Below are 16,023 nucleotides of genomic sequence, written 5' to 3' on the forward strand. Positions count from 1 at the left end.
CTCCTGGCGCGACTTCCGCATCAGGTATCAGGTGGCTAGCGGTAGCGTGTAGTCATTGCGCGCGCACTGACCATGAATCCGCGCCTGCCAGTCTGCTACGAACTCGTGTCAGCTCTGGACGCCACAGTGCGTAATCAAGTCTTGGCCTTGCTTACCAAGCTGTGCAAGGAGCGAGACTTGATGCTGATCTTCACCGGCCACGTCTTCAATGTGATGGAGTCGATTGTCGATGAAGTGCCGGTCATGTAGCGTGGAAAAATCGCGGAATATGGCTCGGCCAAAGAGATGTTCTCCTTGCCGCGCGAAGCCTCACGCGGGAGTTGCTAAAGGCGGGGCGACTGTCGAGCGCGCTGCGGTTGGTCGAGAAACAGACAGTCCTTGTCGGCGACTAGGCGGCGATGTGTTGCCGCGGCCCTGAGCACCATAAGCTTGATCGAATGATCAGGAAAGCTGGCCGTCTGGGCCGAATTCACTTTACATCCCTTGCCTGATCTCATGCCGTGGCAGCGATTCGCCCTGGATTTGAACTGTTCTAGGAGTTGGACGGTTACCGTGCTGCCGAGCAGGAGGTGTTTCTCAGTCTGTATTTCGCAGGGCTGAGTCCTTGTGTTGGGGGGTGCGGATAAAAACTTGGACTGGTTTTATGCGGCTAGGCCAAGCTTGTGCCGGTATTCCACAGGACTTAAAAGTCCCAGAGATACCTTGATACGTTTTTCGTTGTACCAACGAATGGTGGCCTCGTTGGTAGTCCTGCTGTCGGGCCGTATCCATTCAAGAGCCCAGCTCGTCTAGCGAACAAGCACACTCCCAAAACGGTCACGCTGTTCATCTTTATGCTTCTGCGGCCTTTGAGCTGCCCGTAGGCAGGGAGGCATCCATTACATCTCCTGGTAGTCCAAGTTTTTGTCCGCATCCTCGGCGGGTCAGTTCTGCGTGGAAATCAACAGCCTGTGCGTCAATATGCAACTCCTGTTTAACCGGGAGAAGACACTGCTGAGGACGCCATCAAGGAGCACTATGGTTCTGCCAGAACTCCTTGCTCAGTTGGCTCTTGCGCGTAGTTCCTACTTCTACCGTTGAGCTTGCGCTGCGGTAGCAGCAAGGACATCGTGGAGCACTACAACCCCTGCGGATATAGCTTTTTTTCCAACTCATTGCGAGCGCGCTTCAGCGGTATCAAAAAAGTCTCCTTGAACTCACTCATGCTGAGTCTCTCTGCCCTAACTGCAATGCTCATAGCAGCAATTGTGTTGCCTTGAGGGTCGCGCACTGGCGCTGCCATAGAGCGCACCCCCAGCTCCAGCTCTCCGTCGCTGCATGACCACCCTGATTGCCGGCAAGTTTCAAGCAGACCTAGCAGCTCCTCCAAGTCAGTCACCGTATGAGGGGTCAGTGCCACCCGCTCGATCATCTCTAGCCTTGCACGCGCCTCCTGTTGGGGGAGTCCTGACAACAGCATCCGACCAATCGCAGAGCAGTACACCGGCAACCTAGATCCTATTCCTAGGCCCGTGCTCAAGCTGCGCCGTGCGGTCGAACGACCAATGATGATGGCATCGTCCTCCAACAAAGTACCAAGCGAAGCGGATTCTCTGGTGCGCTCCGACAGTGCATCCAGTAGTGGCTGGGCCAATGCAGGCATGGGGCGCGATGACAGAAATGAATAGGCGATCAGCAGCGATTTGGGCTGCATCCAGAACAGTTTGCCGTCGCTCTCTAGATAGCCAAGCTGTACCAGTGTGCTGAGCGAACGTCTGGCGGATGCTGGCGTGGACTGCGTGAGCCTGGCTACCTCTGACAGCGTCAGCCGGGTATGCCGACGGTCAAAGCAAGTCAGTACCCCCAATCCCTTGCGCAGCGATTCCACAAAGTTCTTGTCCTGCATAGCGATCAAATCAAGGTGTTTTCAACATTTTTGCGCATAGCGCAAAAACAGGTTTAACACAAAGTACGACATCCTCATACTGCAGTTCCCCACACAAGAAGGAGACAAGATGCGCAACGAATCTATTCGCAGACGCGAAGCATTGATCGGCATTGCCGCTGCGGTCGCTGCAACAGGTAGCCTGGCTCAGTCAAATCAACCTCTCAAGATCGTCGTGCCTTTCTCAGCGGGAGGTACCGCCGATGTACTGCCGCGCCTAGTAGCCGAAAAAATCCGCGCGGACTACGCAGGTGGCGTGATCATTGAAAATAAGCCCGGGGCTGGTGGAAACATCGGTGCCGATCTAGTGTTCCGGGCACCGCCGGACGGAATGACTGTGCTGGCCTCCCCTCCGGGGCCCATCGCCATCAACCACAACCTCTATCAAAAGCTCAGCTTCGACCCGACTCGCTGGGTACCGGTGACGATTTTGGCCACAGTGCCCAACGTCCTGGTCATCAACCCGAAGCTGCCTGTTAAGTCACTTGGCGAGTTCATCGCATACGCCAAAGCCAATCCCAAAAAAGTGACTGTGGCGACGCAAGGCGACGGCTCCACATCCCACCTGACTGCTGCCATGTTTATGCAGCTGACTGGCACTGAACTGACTGTCATCCCTTACAAGGGAACAGCCCCGGCACTGATTGACTTGATCGGCGGCAATGTGGATGTGTTTTTCGACAACATCAGCTCGTCGGCCACCTACCACCAGGCCGGCAAGGTGCGCATTCTGGCCGTTGCCGACGAGCAGCGCTCTCAAATATTGCCCCAGGTCCCCACCTTCGCCGAGCAGCAATGGCCCGCCATGCAAGCCGTGACTTTCTTTTCTGTTGTGGCTCCCCCAGGCACGAGTGCAGAAATCGCTCAGAAGCTTCAGAAGCAGATGGCCCTGGCTCTGTCATCGAACGACATCCGCAAGCACTTTCAGGAACAAGGTGCCGTGCCTTGTGGTTGGGACCCGTCCAAGACTGCTCAGTTCATCCGCCAGGAAACCGAGAAGTGGAAGAAGGTGCTGAAGGCCGCCAACGTCAAGCTCTAACTCTTAGGAACCAACATGCAAGAATCCATCATCCAGTGGCATGGGGCCACTAATACGCGCGTGCCTTTTGGTATCTATACCGACACAGCCAATGCTGATCAGGAACAGCAGCGCATCTATCGCGGCGAGGTCTGGAACTACTTGTGCCTGGAATCTGAAATTCCCGGGGCCGGTGATTTCCGCACTACCTTTGCCGGTGAAACACCGATAGTTGTCGTACGGGATGCCGACCAGGAAATCTACGCCTTCGAGAACCGCTGCGCGCATCGCGGCGCTCTCATCGCTCTGGAGAAATCGGGCCGTACGGATAGTTTCCAGTGCGTCTATCACGCCTGGAGCTACAACCGACAGGGAGATCTGACCGGCGTTGCCTTCGAGAAAGGTGTCAAGGGCCAGGGTGGCATGCCGGCCTCGTTCTGCAAAGAAGAGCATGGCCCGCGCAAGCTCCGCGTGGCTGTCTTTTGCGGTTTGGTCTTTGGCAGTTTTTCCGAGGATGTACCCAGCATTGAGGATTACCTTGGCCCTGAGATTTGCGAGCGCATAGAGCGCGTGCTGCACAAGCCCGTAGAAGTCATCGGTCGCTTCACGCAAAAGCTGCCTAACAACTGGAAGCTCTACTTCGAGAACGTGAAGGACAGCTATCACGCCAGCCTCCTGCATATGTTCTTCACCACCTTCGAGCTGAATCGCCTCTCACAAAAAGGCGGTGTCATCGTCGACGAGTCGGGTGGCCACCATGTGAGCTATTCCATGATCGATCGCGGCGCCAAAGACGACTCGTACAAGGACCAGGCCATCCGCTCCGACAACGAGCGTTACCGGCTCAAAGATCCTAGCCTTCTAGAGGGCTTTGAGGAGTTCGAGGACGGCGTGACCCTGCAGATCCTTTCTGTGTTCCCTGGCTTTGTGCTGCAGCAGATTCAGAACAGCATCGCCGTGCGTCAGTTGCTGCCCAAGAGCATCTCCAGCTCGGAACTCAACTGGACCTATCTTGGCTATGCAGATGACAGTGCCGAGCAACGCAAGGTCAGACTCAAACAGGCCAACCTTATCGGCCCGGCCGGATTCATTTCCATGGAAGACGGAGCTGTCGGTGGATTCGTGCAGCGTGGCATCGCAGGCGCTGCCAACCTTGATGCAGTCATCGAGATGGGCGGAGACCACGAAGGCTCTAGCGAGGGCCGCGCCACGGAAACCTCGGTACGCGGCTTTTGGAAGGCCTACCGCAAGCATATGGGACAGGAGATGCAAGCATGATCAATGAAATTCAAATCGCGGCCTTCAATGCCGCTTACGCGAAGACCATAGACAGTGACGCCATGGAGCAATGGCCAACCTTCTTCACGAAGGATTGCCACTATCGCGTCACCAATGTCGACAATCATGCTGAAGGGCTTGCTGCCGGCATTGTCTGGGCGGATTCACAGGACATGCTCACCGACCGAATTTCTGCGCTGCGCGAAGCCAATATCTACGAGCGCCATCGCTATCGCCATATTCTGGGTCTGCCTTCGATCCAGTCAGGCGATGCAACACAGGCCAGTGCTTCCACGCCGTTCATGGTGCTGCGCATCATGCATACAGGGGAAACAGAGGTCTTTGCCAGCGGTGAGTACCTCGACAAATTCACCACGATTGATGGCAAGTTACGTCTGCAAGAACGCATCGCGGTTTGCGACAGCACGGTGACGGACACGCTGATGGCATTGCCGCTATGACAATAGTGCACCGTAGATTGGCTTTGGCCATCGGCGATCCCCACGGTATTGGCCCAGAAATCGCACTGAAAGCTCTCCAGCAGCTGTCTGCCACCGAAAGGTCTCTTATCAAGGTCTATGGACCTTGGAGCGCTCTCGAGCAAGCCGCACGGGTTTGCGAAATGGAGCCGCTTCTTCAAGACATCGTTCACGAGGAAGCCGGCACACTTACACAACCAGTTCAGTGGGGAGAAATCACCCCGCATGCTGGTCTATCTACGGTGCAATCCGCAACAGCGGCTATCCGAGCGTGCGAAAACGGCGAAGTCGATGCCGTCATTGCCTGCCCCCACCATGAAACGGCCATTCACCGCGCAGGCATAGCGTTCAGCGGCTACCCATCTTTGCTCGCCAATGTTCTTGGCATGAACGAAGACCAGGTATTCCTGATGCTGGTGGGGGCTGGCCTGCGCATAGTGCATGTCACTTTGCATGAAAGCGTGCGCAGCGCATTGGAGCGGCTCTCTCCTCAGTTGGTGGTCAACGCGGCGCAGGCTGCCGTGCAGACATGCACCTTACTCGGAGTGCCTAAACCAAAAGTCGCTGTATTCGGGATCAACCCTCATGCATCTGAAGGACAGTTGTTCGGCCTGGAGGACTCCCAGATCACCGTTCCCGCTGTCGAGACACTGCGCAAGCGCGGCCTAGCAGTAGACGGCCCCATGGGAGCTGACATGGTTCTGGCACAGCGCAAGCACGACCTGTATGTAGCCATGCTGCACGATCAGGGCCATATCCCCATCAAGCTGCTGGCACCTAACGGAGCCAGCGCACTATCTATCGGTGGCAGGGTGGTGCTTTCCAGCGTGGGCCATGGCAGCGCCATGGACATTGCCGGCCGTGGCGTGGCTGACGCCACGGCCCTCCTACGCACAATAGCCCTACTCGGAGCCCAACCGGTCTGAGGACTCTCTATGAACCACCAGATCCATATCCACGACTCCGATATCGCGTTCCCCTGCGCGCCCGGGCAATCCGTACTGGATGCAGCTCTGCAGGCCGGCATCGAGCTGCCCTATTCCTGCCGCAAAGGTAGCTGTGGCAACTGTGCGAGTACGCTGCTCGACGGAAATATTGCCTCCTTCAATGGCATGGCCGTGCGAAACGAACTCTGCGCCTCGGAACAAGTGCTGCTGTGCGGCTGCACTGCAGCCAGCGATATACGTATCCACCCGAGCTCCTTTCGCCGTCTCGACCCGGAAGCCCGAAAACGTTTTACGGCCAAGGTGTACAGCAATACACTGGCGGCACCCGATGTCTCGCTGCTGCGCCTGCGCCTGCCTGTGGGCAAGCGCGCCAAATTTGAAGCCGGCCAATACCTGCTGATTCACCTCGACGACGGGGAAAGCCGCAGCTACTCTATGGCCAATCCACCCCATGAGAGCGATGGCATCACATTGCATGTCAGGCATGTACCTGGTGGTCGCTTCAGCACTATCGTTCAGCAGTTGAAGTCTGGTGACACATTGGATATCGAACTGCCATTCGGCAGCATCGCACTGAAGCCTGATGACGCAAGGCCCCTGATTTGCGTTGCGGGTGGCACGGGATTTGCGCCCATTAAATCCGTTCTTGATGACTTAGCCAAACGCAAGGTTCAGCGCGACATCACGCTGATCTGGGGGGCTCGCAACCCCTCGGGCCTGTATCTTCCTAGCGCCATCGACAAGTGGCGCAAAGTCTGGCCACAGTTTCGCTACATTGCAGCCATCACCGGCCTAGGCGATATGCCTGCGGATGCTCACGCAGGTCGGGTGGATGACGCGCTACGCACTCACTTTGGCAACCTGCACGATCATGTGGTGCACTGCTGTGGCTCACCAGCTCTGGTTCAATCAGTGCGCACAGCCGCTTCCGATATGGGCCTGCTTGCACAGGACTTCCACGCGGATGTTTTTGCGACAGGCCCGACTGGTCACCACTAGAAGTAGCTACCCATGCGATATCAACACGGCGGACTTGAGGCAGTAATAAAAGCATTCATGCCATTGCCGACGAACTTGCTTCCTCGCTGTACGCGTTTGTGGTTGACCGGCTCCGCCATTGAACTGCACAGCGTTGCAGTAACCCGTCGGTAGCCAAAGCAGCCATGGTTGCGCTCGAAGATGTTGGTGATTGATCGGCACACCAGGACATACTTCTCGTCAGCGTTGAGACGGGCGCGATGGTAGAGGTATGAACTGCGAGCCAAGACTAGCGAGGCGAGCGACTCGGCAAGCGATTCTTCATGGCGCAGGCCATAGCTTCTGACCAGGGCCGTGGAGCTGCGGCTGGTGAAGACCAGCCCATTGTCCGAGAGCAGTAGGAACGGCGCTGGCACACGCCCGAGTGTCCCGAACCGTGCAATCAGCACCTGCTCCAGTGCTGACTCTGCAGTCTTGGATCTCCCGCTACGCGACAGGTGCCAGCCCAGCAGTTCCCGGCTGTGGCAATCGATCACCAGGGCCATCGTGGTCCAGCCAGCCCGTCCGGCCCAGACCCGGCACATGTCGGTGGCCCAGCGCTCATTCAGTGCCTTGGCCACCGAGGGCAGGGATTGGATCCTGGGCCTGAAGCCTACCGGGCACTTTCGCACCTGCCAGCCCTCTATCTAGAAGATGCGCTGCACCGTGTTCTTGTTGAACCCCAGCAGATGCGCCACCGTTCGATAGCCGAAGGATAGGTTTTCCTCGAGCATGGCCTTGATCGGCGTCACCAATCGATCCTGCAACTTTGGCGCAGCCTTGACTGGGCGGCCCTGTTGGTGGAACAGGCCCTTGGCCTGGATCCATTCGCCTCGTGCGCGTATGTGTTCAGTAAAAGTAAACGGCCATGTGCACCTTGCTGCCGCGGCGGCGCTTGTCGTTGTCGTAGCTCGCACGCGGGTGACACTCGCAGGTTGACTGCAACGTACGCTCATCTAGCACTGCGGCACTGGACTGCCCCTGGCGCCCTTGGGCCACACGGATGATGGAGCGCAGGTCCGACACCATCGCCTCGGAGCATCCCGCCTCCCATGGCGGCAGGTCATTGGGCAGCAGCTGCCAAGGTGCACCTGCACGCACCAGCCAACGCAGCGCATTGAAGACCTCACGCAGGTCATGCGGGTAAGGCTTGCGGGGCATTGCAGCACTCTACTTGGGCTGCCGCGTGTCTTGAACGGAAGTTCATAACACGCTCTAGAACTGAGTGATCTGCCACTCATATTCATTCGCGATAGATGCTGCTGCTGCCAGTTTCAGTTCAGCGCTATCACCCATTACATCCGCGTATCGCTTGCACAGCGAAAGCAGCGCTGCTTTGGAGCTGTCTGCAGTTTGTTGATTTCCACCCATGTGGCTACGGGTTGGTCGGTGAACAGCCCCTTGCCGTGAATGATGCCTGCCGCGTGCTGGGCGAACAGGGGCGGCAACGAACGGTTGGCGAAGTGAAGCCGCAACAGCTCGCGCCAGAAGTCCACCGGAGTGCGGATAGACCTGGGCGCCAGTTGGTAGACGTGTTCGAGGATGAAGTCCTTGGACTCGTTCTCGCCCCGAGCTGACTGCAACTCGGTTTGGTGGGCATGAAACAACCCGGCAAGATGCTCCGGCTCGACTTGCTGCACGGCGCTGTAAGCCAGCTTGGGGAACAGATCGGCAAGGCTGAGGCGCACCACACGACCGTGATGCACGATGTCCCAGGGCAATGCGTTCGCGTCGGCGCTACGCAGATGCAGAACCAGCGATGGAGCTGGCCCCGGCTCACCCCGATCCCATGCCGCACGGTAGCGCTCCTCGTATTCCGCGCGGAAGGCAAGCGGGTCTTCGTACAGCATCAGCTCGAAGCCGCGCCCGCGTAGCTCGGTCAACAGCTTCTCGTCGAGCAACACATCGTCGGGGTCGCACGCCACCCACAGCCGGGTGAGATCGGCCGTGAAGTGGCTGAGAATACGTTCTGACCACTGGCTCATCCCACCTGTCCTCCGGACATTACATCGCCGGAGACGCGCACCATCATCACGGCATTCAAATCCGGCACGCTGGCCTCCATGTCATCCAGGGCGGCCATGCGTGCATCGTGTTCCTGTTGCAGCGCGCTTGCGCGGCGGGTAAGCCAATGCGGCCAATAGTCTGGCCTCGGGCCTCGAACGCATACACCGCACGTTCGCGCTCTTCCTTCAGACGGGCGCGGTGTTCGGTCAGCAGCTCGGTGAAGATCCGTTCACCCTGGGTGCTGGCAGCCGCCTGCGACGCCTCGAACCACTTCGCCGACTCCTCGGCACCCGTCACGGCATGCACGTCTACCGTTTCGGTCAGCAGCAGATCCCAGACGCGCTTGACGGTCGGCACGAAGGGCCGGCCTTCCTCGTTGATGAACACCGGCAGGAAGCGCTTCCGGCTCAAGCCCTCAGCCGCCAGACTGATCTACCACAGCGACCAGATGCAGCGCACCGAATCCGGCAAGCCGGCCACGCGGATCACCGGCAGCGGCTGGCCGGCGACAAAGCGTGGCAGCTCACTGATCACAGCACGGGCGCGTGGGTCTTCCATCGTGACCCATTCCAACACCGGGTTCTCATCCGCCGTGCGGGCGTCAAAACAAGCCTGTGCCGACTCGCTGCCGTCCGCCCACTTCACTCGCCACGCCTTACCAACCTTCGTTCTGACACTGGGGGTCCGATGAGCCACGGTAATCGTCGTCCTTTACGAAGACCGCGGGTAGCGCAGGAGTGATTGATTTTTGTGCGTTAGAGAGGGCCTCGCTGCCCAAAAGCCTCACGCGCAAACTCTAAGAAGCTGCGCAGTTTTGGAGTCATTCTTCGGTCAGGGGCATAGAGGATGTGCATTGCGGTATTCGGCACCGGGTACTGCGGCAACAGACGCACCAGTGTCCCATCGCGCAGTGCATCGCTAACCAACTCTATCGGTTGTAGAACCACACCTAGACCAGCTACAGCCGCTGCCAGCAGTGGATCACCTTGATTGATCGTTAATTTGCTTGTAATAGGAACATCTATACGCCCCTCCGGGCTGTCGAAGCTCCAGTGTGAGCGGCCATCAGAATAGGTAAACCCCAGACACTCCTGCTGCTGTAGATCCCACGGATTGATGATGGGAGGGCGACGTGCAAGATAGGACGGCGCAGCGCATAAAACCATCTGATAGGGCTCCAGTGGCACTGCCTTCAACCCACTGCTCGCCAGCTCGCCGATGCGAAATACCACGTCGTAACCATCATCAACGATATCGACCAGTTCGTTCGATAACGTTAGGTCAACAGACACCTGAGGATACCGAACCATGTATTCCAGCAGGCGTGGCGAAAGCGTGCGAATTCCGAACGTGACCGGCGCGTTGATGCGAAGGCGGCCGCTTGGTGTGCCCCGAGTGAGGGCAGCCAGGCTTTCGGCAGACTGCATGTCTGCAAGGATCAGTTTTGCTCGCTGGTAGAACGCCCTGCCGAAGTCGGTGAGGCTTTGCCTGCGCGTAGTCCGGTGCAGAAGGGAAACACCGAGATGTTGTTCGAGCATTTTCACCTGTTTCCCTACCAATTGAGGGGACAGATTCAGGTCGTCCGCAGCGGCGCTGAATGAACCCAGCTCAACTGTTTTGACGAACGTGGCCATCTGGGTCAGGCGATCCATTATAAACACTCTGTTTCTAGTAATACGCCATCGTAGGCCTTTATCTAGCGCCAATCAATGACTAAATTTTCGTCACCTTTCGAGTGCCCGGATACCTTCCGGATGTACGTCGAGGCCCATTGATAAACGAGGTATCTATGATGGCACGCATTGTCAGAATTCATGAATACGGTGACGCCAGCGTTCTGAAGCTGGAAGATCTGAAAGTGTCGGCACCAGCAGCAAACGAGGTGCAAATTAGTGTTAAAGCCATTGGCTTGAACCGAGCCGAAGTGATGTTCCGCAATCACGCATACCTACAAGAAGCGGAGTTCCCCAGCCGCTTAGGCTACGAGGCCGCAGGCGTTGTAACTGCAGTTGGGAGCGACGTAACCGAGATCACGATTGGTGACTCGGTCGCTCTGATCCCACCTCTGGATATTGCTCGCTGGGGCACCTACGGCGAGTTGGCCAATGTACCGGCCCACCTGGTGGTAAAGAGCCCTGAGAACTTGTCCTTTGAAGAGGCTGCGGCGTCTTGGATGCAGTACGTCACCGCCTGGGGGGCATTGATTGAACAAGCGAAGCTACGGCAGGGCGATTTTGTCATCGTTACCGCCGCGTCAAGCAGTGTTGGCTTGGCCGCCTTCCAAATGGCTCGTATGGTCGGCGCCACATCGATTGCGATCACACGAACTCACGCGAAGAAGCAAGCCCTACTTGATGCAGGCGCTGCGCATGTCATCGTCAGCGATGAAGAGGATATCGTCGAGCGTGTTATGACGATAACTGCCGGTCAAGGCGCTCGCGTTGTATTCGATCCTGTAGGCGGGCCGTCCTTTGAACCTCTCACGCAGAGCATGGCACGGGGCGGGATTTTGCTGGTGTACGGCGCACTTAGCTCTGAACCGACACCATTCCCACTGTTTACCGTGCTGGGCAAAAGCCTGACTTTGAAGGGCTATCTCTACGCAGAGATTGTGGCCGACCTTGAAGCCCTAGAGAGAGCGAAGGCTTTTATTCTGCAAGGGTTGAAGTCCGGTACGTTGCGCCCGATCATCGCAAAGACATTCGCACTTAGCGACATCCAGGATGCCCATCGTTTCCTTGAAGCCAATCAGCAGATCGGCAAGATCGTGGTAACTGTCTGACCAGCAATTATGGGGCTGAGAGCGGTAATCCTTCGGCCCCGATTCAAGCCAGCCCTGATGACCGCTATTGGCCGGTTTGTGCCGGTTGCATCAGGCCGGAATCAGCCAAAAGCAACCGCTCGAGAGGCCTCTAGGGAAGCGGGATCTATGCTCTGCCTGAGGGCAGTGTAGTGGCGACTATCAGCGGGTGCAAAGTGGCTACTGAGCATTGCTTACCGATCAGCCAAGGGGGCGGGTGTTCCGGATGGGCTCCCAGTCTTTTGGCGTCTCGCCCGTGAGTTAGAGCCTGATTCGAGCGTCAAGTCCTGGCCGTTATGGATAGCTCTTCATAACGGCCAAAAGCGGACGATTGCTGGCAGGTATTCAAGCTATGTCCCCAGGCCCTGGGGAAATAGCTTGGGGTTTGAGAAAGCCTGTTTAAGGTGGTCGTACACCAATCGCACCCGCTTCGATACAGGACCCTGCTGCGGGCGGTATATGAACAGATCCCATGGCGCTGGAGCGAGATCAGCCAAAACAGCAACCAGCTTTCCTGACCGCAGATGAGGCTCAGCCAGATAGGCAGGAATTTGGCCAAAACACATGCCTGCCAGGGTGGCTTCCAATTCCGTATCTGGATCATCACAGATAAGAGCTGGCTGCCTGGGCGTGAACGTTTGCCCGTCGGCAAATAGCCAAGGCCAAGGGCGGCCATTTTTCCGGTCGATCAGGACTGAAAGTGGCAGCTTAGCTAAGGCATCCAAAGATTTAGGTAGTGTCTTTTGGCCTATGAGAGACGGGCACGCGACAACGTAAAACGGCACGGGAGCTAAGGCACGTGCAACGTAGCGCCGGTCGCGAATAACCCCCACCCTGATACCAATATCGATATGCGACTCAACAGCATCAGTCATCTGATCTTCCAAGCGGAGATCGAATTGCAGGTCAGGATGTGCAGCGGCCAGGGGCTGAAGAAACGGTATTAGGAAGCGCCTGCCAATAGCATGTGGAGCCGTAATCCCCACCCTGCCTGACAGCTCAGGCTCCGTCCTGTGCGACCGGAATAGCGTATCGAAATGATCCAGAGCTGACCTGGCATCTTTGGCGTAATCCTGACCGAAAGCAGTGATGCTCACCTGGCGGGTATTGCGGTGGAACAGTGATTCGCCAAGCTCAGTTTCCAGGGCTTGAATGGCTCGAGTCACCCCTTGTGGGGAGATGCCTAATCGAGTTGCCGCTTCGCGGAAGCTACCTGCCTCTGCTGCTGTGCAAAAAACCCTAACCATCTCCATGCGGTTAAGCATGTTGCCCCTCCCATTTATTCCATTTTCAGGAATAGCATAATCCAATTATTTTCATTTATTGAGATCAATCATGGGTCTAAAGTATGCGCACTGCCAGGCTAACCAGCCATGGCGAAGCCCCGAAGTACAACCCCCCCCGATGAGGTTCTCAGCATGAGCAATAATATTTCTGGAAAAGTTGTCGTTATCACCGGTGCCAGCAGCGGCCTGGGTGAGGCTACTGCACGCCACCTTGCTGCGCTTGGCGCTCGCGTAGTGCTGGCTGCACGTCGCAAAGATAAACTCGACGCATTGGTGGCTGAGCTGACCAATGCAGGTGGTCAGGCAATCGCGTATCAGACCGATGTCACCTCTCAGGAAGAGGTCAAAACACTCATTCAAGGTGCCGTGGACACCTACGGTCGCATTGATGTACTGATCAACAATGCCGGACTGATGGCGATTGCACCGCTCAGCGATACTCGCACTGACGAGTGGGATCGCATGATCGATATCAACATCAAGGGTCTGCTGTACGGAGTCGCGGCTGCATTGCCAGTCTTCCAGAAACAAAGCAGTGGTCACTTCATCAACATCGCATCGGTTGCAGGCCTGAAGGTGTTCAGCCCAGGTGGCACCGTGTACAGCGGCACCAAGTTTGCTGTGCGGGCTATCTCCGAAGGACTGCGTCACGAAGTCGGTGGCAGCATCCGCACCACGACTATCGAACCGGGCGCCGTGGATTCCGAACTGAAATTCGGCAGCACCCACCAACAGAGCCGCGATTTCGTGGTGGACTTCTACAAGCATGCAATTCCCGCCGAATCCGTCGCGCGAGCTATCGCCTTCGCAATTGAGCAGCCTGCTGACGTGGATATTAACGAGATCGTTCTGCGCCCAACCGTGCAGGAATTCTAATGAGTTGAGGGCCTGTCTCTTCGGCGTCAGGCCCCGCTTATCTGGAGTGAAAAGCGGTGAGTGCCACATGGCCCGGAAGAAAAGGAGCAAGCGCTCGATGCAGGTGCTGAATGCCCTGCAATTCTTCAGCAGCTTGCGGCTGTTCGTGGAGCTGTCAACGGATTGATGGCAACGGTTCTGGAGAGCTATCTAAGGGAAGAGTTTCCCAGTAGCGAAATCAGGAGCGATTCGCAGAACAAGTCCATTGACGAGACCATCTCCATCGTCCGCTCCTACCTGCGGTAGAGGCGCCAGGGTACCCTCGGTGAGGGAAAATTAAAGGAAGCGACATCATGAAATCACGTGCAGCAGTTGCCTTCGGGCCTGGAAAGCCACTGGAAATCGTCGAGATCGACGTCGAGCCGCCGCGCAAGGGCGAGGTGCTTGTCAGGATCACGAATACCGGCGTTTGCCATACCGACGCCTTCACCCTGTCGGGCGAGGACCCGGAAGGCGTGTTCCCGGCGGTGCTGGGCCATGAGGGCGCCGGCATCGTGGTCGAGGTCGGCGAGGGCGTGACCTCGGTCAAGCCGGGTGACCACGTGATCCCGCTGTACACCGCCGAGTGCGGTGAGTGCCTGTTCTGCAAGAGCGGCAAGACCAACCTGTGCGTGGCGGTGCGCGCCACCCAGGGCAAGGGCGTGATGCCCGATGGCACCACCCGCTTCAGCTACAACGGCCAGCCGATCTACCACTACATGGGCTGCTCGACCTTCAGCGAATACACGGTGGTGGCCGAAGTCTCGCTGGCCAAGATCAACCCGGACGCCAATCCCGAGCATGTCTGCCTGCTGGGTTGCGGTGTGACCACCGGCATCGGCGCTGTTCACAACACGGCCAAGGTTCAGCCGGGTGACTCTGTGGCCATCTTCGGCCTCGGCGGCATCGGGCTCGCTGCGATTCAGGGGGCACGCCAGGCCAAGGCAGGTCGCATCATCGCCATCGACACCAATCCTGCGAAGTTCGAGCTGGCTCGTACCTTCGGCGCGACCGAATGCCTCAACCCGAAGGACTTCGACAAGCCGATTCACGAGGTTCTCATCGAGATGACCGGTTGGGGTGTCGATCACACCTTCGAGTGCATCGGCAACGTCAACGTGATGCGCTCGGCACTGGAGGCAGCACATCGTGGCTGGGGCCAGTCGATCGTCATCGGCGTGGCTGGTGCAGGCAAGGAAATTTCGACGCGCCCGTTCCAGTTGATCACCGGTCGCACCTGGAAGGGCTCGGCTTTCGGCGGGGTCAAGGGCCGCACTCAACTTCCCGGCATGGTGGAGGACGCAATGAAAGGCGAGATCGATCTCGCCCCGTTCGTCACCCACACCATGGGCCTCGACGACATCAACAAGGCCTTCGACCTGATGCATGAAGGCAAGTCGATTCGCACGGTGATCCACTACTGACCGCCCACTACCCATTCAACACCAACCACCAAGGAAATTAATCATGTCCACTCCTGTCATTTCTGGCGATGGCATCTTTTCGCACATCTTTATCGGCGCTGCCGACCTTCAGAAGTCGGTCTCGTTCTACGACGCCGCTCTGGGTGCTCTCGGCATCAAGAACCTCGGTCCTTTCAACAACGGATGGGTGCTTTTCGGTCGCGATAAGCCGGCTTTCATCATCGCCCGCCCGGGCAATGGTGAAGCGCCTTCCAGCAACGGCGTGACGATCGGCTTTGCGGCCGCCACTCCCGCTGAAGTGGATGCCTTCCACGCCGCCGGCCTTGCCGCAGGCGGCATTGACGAGGGCCAGCCTGGCGCACGTGGTCACCTGCCGGGTGCCTATGCGGCCTACCTGCGTGATCCGGCGGGCAACAAGGTCTGCTCGTACACCTTCGTCTGAAAGCAAGGAAGCTGAGAGCGTTCTGACAGGGTCAGCACAAGCCTCTATTATACGGTGAGCCTGTTAGACGGACTGTGTAACGCGGTGCCTGCTCATGAAGGTCGGCCCGTAGCCATGTGTGAAACGCATGGCTGCGGGCATTTGTTTTGAAGCGTGCTTTTCAACCAATGAGAAATGAGGTCGTTATGAAAGAGCCGGCCAATATCAATACGACGACCGTACAACCCACCCCGACCGCCACCGTGTACGGCATGCCGGCTTATGTCGATCGTGCTGCAGCCGTGGGTGAAGTGCATGCGCGCCCGCATCTGTTGCTTCAGGCCCCCCGCGGTATATTGCAGCTCGCTTTCATGACCGAAGGCGACCAGGCCAGGGATCAGATGGCGATGAGCGAGTTGTCTCATCGCTTCGGCGTTGCCGAGCCCGACCACTGTTGATTTCCACCCAGAAGTGACCCACTAGCCCCCGGTTTTTCCATCTCAATCTGACCCACGCATTAACCCTAGC

The 16,023-nt window shown here is 57.6% G+C and carries 19 protein-coding genes and 2 pseudogenes; 12 read left to right on the forward strand and 9 right to left on the reverse strand.

The window, feature by feature from the left end; all coding sequences use genetic code 11:
- Positions 1-126 precede the first annotated feature (126 nt).
- Positions 127-249 carry a hypothetical protein gene (locus ACWGXF_RS21920; protein WP_255443327.1) on the forward strand — a complete coding sequence of 41 codons (123 nt, stop codon included), beginning with the start codon at positions 127-129 and terminating at the stop codon, positions 247-249.
- 392 nt (positions 250-641) lie between these two features.
- On the opposite strand, the pseudogene ACWGXF_RS21925 reads toward ACWGXF_RS21920, so the two are convergent.
- Positions 642-740: pseudogene (locus tag ACWGXF_RS21925) on the reverse strand (IS3 family transposase); the annotation flags it as partial.
- A gap of 377 nt (positions 741-1,117) precedes the next feature.
- The gene (locus ACWGXF_RS21930; protein ID WP_012837656.1) at positions 1,118-1,885 is read right to left on the reverse strand and encodes an IclR family transcriptional regulator domain-containing protein; all 768 of its coding nucleotides are present in this window, start codon (positions 1,883-1,885) and stop codon (positions 1,118-1,120) included.
- Between the two features lie 109 nt (positions 1,886-1,994).
- Between ACWGXF_RS21930 and ACWGXF_RS21935 the strand changes: the two genes are divergently transcribed.
- From ACWGXF_RS21935 to tphA1I, 5 genes are read left to right on the forward strand one after another with little or no spacing between them, the layout of a single operon-like run.
- Complete coding sequence (locus ACWGXF_RS21935; protein WP_019043844.1) at positions 1,995-2,963, forward strand: Bug family tripartite tricarboxylate transporter substrate binding protein; 969 nt, start codon at positions 1,995-1,997, stop codon at positions 2,961-2,963.
- 15 nt (positions 2,964-2,978) lie between these two features.
- The gene (gene tphA2I, locus ACWGXF_RS21940; protein ID WP_019043843.1) at positions 2,979-4,220 is read left to right on the forward strand and encodes a terephthalate 1,2-dioxygenase terminal oxygenase subunit alpha TphA2I; all 1,242 of its coding nucleotides are present in this window, start codon (positions 2,979-2,981) and stop codon (positions 4,218-4,220) included.
- The gene (gene tphA3I / locus ACWGXF_RS21945; RefSeq protein ID WP_034369201.1) at positions 4,217-4,681 is read left to right on the forward strand and encodes a terephthalate 1,2-dioxygenase terminal oxygenase subunit beta TphA3I; all 465 of its coding nucleotides are present in this window, start codon (positions 4,217-4,219) and stop codon (positions 4,679-4,681) included. Before tphA2I ends, tphA3I begins: the two co-directional genes overlap by 4 nt.
- Positions 4,678-5,625: a 1,2-dihydroxy-3,5-cyclohexadiene-1,4-dicarboxylate dehydrogenase gene (tphBI, locus tag ACWGXF_RS21950; protein ID WP_256496900.1), complete on the forward strand. Its 948-nt coding sequence runs from the start codon at positions 4,678-4,680 to the stop codon at positions 5,623-5,625. The genes tphA3I and tphBI overlap by 4 nt, the downstream gene beginning before the upstream one ends.
- A gap of 9 nt (positions 5,626-5,634) precedes the next feature.
- Positions 5,635-6,645: a terephthalate 1,2-dioxygenase reductase TphA1I gene (gene tphA1I, locus ACWGXF_RS21955; protein WP_256496335.1), complete on the forward strand. Its 1,011-nt coding sequence runs from the start codon at positions 5,635-5,637 to the stop codon at positions 6,643-6,645.
- A 20-nt stretch (positions 6,646-6,665) separates the two neighbouring features.
- Here the strand turns inward: tphA1I and ACWGXF_RS21960 are convergent, their stop codons facing one another.
- The 6 genes and pseudogenes from ACWGXF_RS21960 to ACWGXF_RS21985 form a co-directional block, all read right to left on the reverse strand.
- Positions 6,666-7,295 (reverse strand): DDE-type integrase/transposase/recombinase, encoded by a 630-nt coding sequence (locus ACWGXF_RS21960; RefSeq protein WP_314354019.1) that lies wholly within the window; start codon positions 7,293-7,295, stop codon positions 6,666-6,668.
- Positions 7,296-7,524: 229 nt separating this feature from the next.
- A pseudogene (locus tag ACWGXF_RS21965) lies at positions 7,525-7,824 on the reverse strand (transposase); the annotation flags it as partial.
- Between the two features lie 134 nt (positions 7,825-7,958).
- A complete protein-coding gene (locus ACWGXF_RS21970) occupies positions 7,959-8,648 on the reverse strand; it encodes a hypothetical protein (protein WP_256496337.1) in 690 nt (229 codons plus the stop codon).
- A gap of 55 nt (positions 8,649-8,703) precedes the next feature.
- Positions 8,704-9,081: a hypothetical protein gene (locus tag ACWGXF_RS21975; protein WP_256496338.1), complete on the reverse strand. Its 378-nt coding sequence runs from the start codon at positions 9,079-9,081 to the stop codon at positions 8,704-8,706.
- 21 nt (positions 9,082-9,102) lie between these two features.
- Positions 9,103-9,315, reverse strand: coding sequence for a hypothetical protein (locus ACWGXF_RS21980; RefSeq protein ID WP_256496339.1), 213 nt, complete (start codon positions 9,313-9,315; stop codon positions 9,103-9,105).
- A 110-nt stretch (positions 9,316-9,425) separates the two neighbouring features.
- A complete protein-coding gene (locus ACWGXF_RS21985) occupies positions 9,426-10,322 on the reverse strand; it encodes a LysR family transcriptional regulator (protein ID WP_256496340.1) in 897 nt (298 codons plus the stop codon).
- 140 nt (positions 10,323-10,462) lie between these two features.
- On the opposite strand from ACWGXF_RS21985, the gene ACWGXF_RS21990 reads away from it, so the two are divergent.
- Positions 10,463-11,452 (forward strand): zinc-dependent alcohol dehydrogenase family protein, encoded by a 990-nt coding sequence (locus ACWGXF_RS21990; RefSeq protein WP_256496901.1) that lies wholly within the window; start codon positions 10,463-10,465, stop codon positions 11,450-11,452.
- Between the two features lie 368 nt (positions 11,453-11,820).
- On the opposite strand, the gene ACWGXF_RS21995 is transcribed toward ACWGXF_RS21990, so the two are convergent.
- A complete protein-coding gene (locus tag ACWGXF_RS21995) occupies positions 11,821-12,780 on the reverse strand; it encodes a LysR family transcriptional regulator (protein WP_314354022.1) in 960 nt (319 codons plus the stop codon).
- Positions 12,781-12,888: 108 nt separating this feature from the next.
- Between ACWGXF_RS21995 and ACWGXF_RS22000 the strand changes: the two genes are divergently transcribed.
- The 5 genes from ACWGXF_RS22000 (at position 12,889) to ACWGXF_RS22020 (ending at position 15,953) form a co-directional block, all read left to right on the forward strand.
- On the forward strand, positions 12,889-13,632 hold the full coding sequence (locus ACWGXF_RS22000) for an SDR family oxidoreductase (RefSeq protein WP_256496341.1): 744 nt from the start codon (positions 12,889-12,891) through the stop codon (positions 13,630-13,632).
- Between the two features lie 60 nt (positions 13,633-13,692).
- Entirely contained in the window at positions 13,693-13,917 is a 225-nt protein-coding gene (locus ACWGXF_RS22005; protein WP_256496342.1) for a metal-sensing transcriptional repressor, read from the forward strand.
- Between the two features lie 47 nt (positions 13,918-13,964).
- A complete protein-coding gene (locus ACWGXF_RS22010) occupies positions 13,965-15,074 on the forward strand; it encodes an S-(hydroxymethyl)glutathione dehydrogenase/class III alcohol dehydrogenase (RefSeq protein ID WP_003291553.1) in 1,110 nt (369 codons plus the stop codon).
- Positions 15,075-15,117: 43 nt separating this feature from the next.
- Entirely contained in the window at positions 15,118-15,516 is a 399-nt protein-coding gene (locus ACWGXF_RS22015; protein ID WP_314354030.1) for a VOC family protein, read from the forward strand.
- Positions 15,517-15,701: 185 nt separating this feature from the next.
- A complete protein-coding gene (locus ACWGXF_RS22020; protein WP_452102493.1) occupies positions 15,702-15,953 on the forward strand; it encodes a DUF3422 family protein in 252 nt (83 codons plus the stop codon).
- Positions 15,954-16,023: the final 70 nt, after the last annotated feature.

The organism is Comamonas sp. HJ-2, assembly GCF_053615495.1.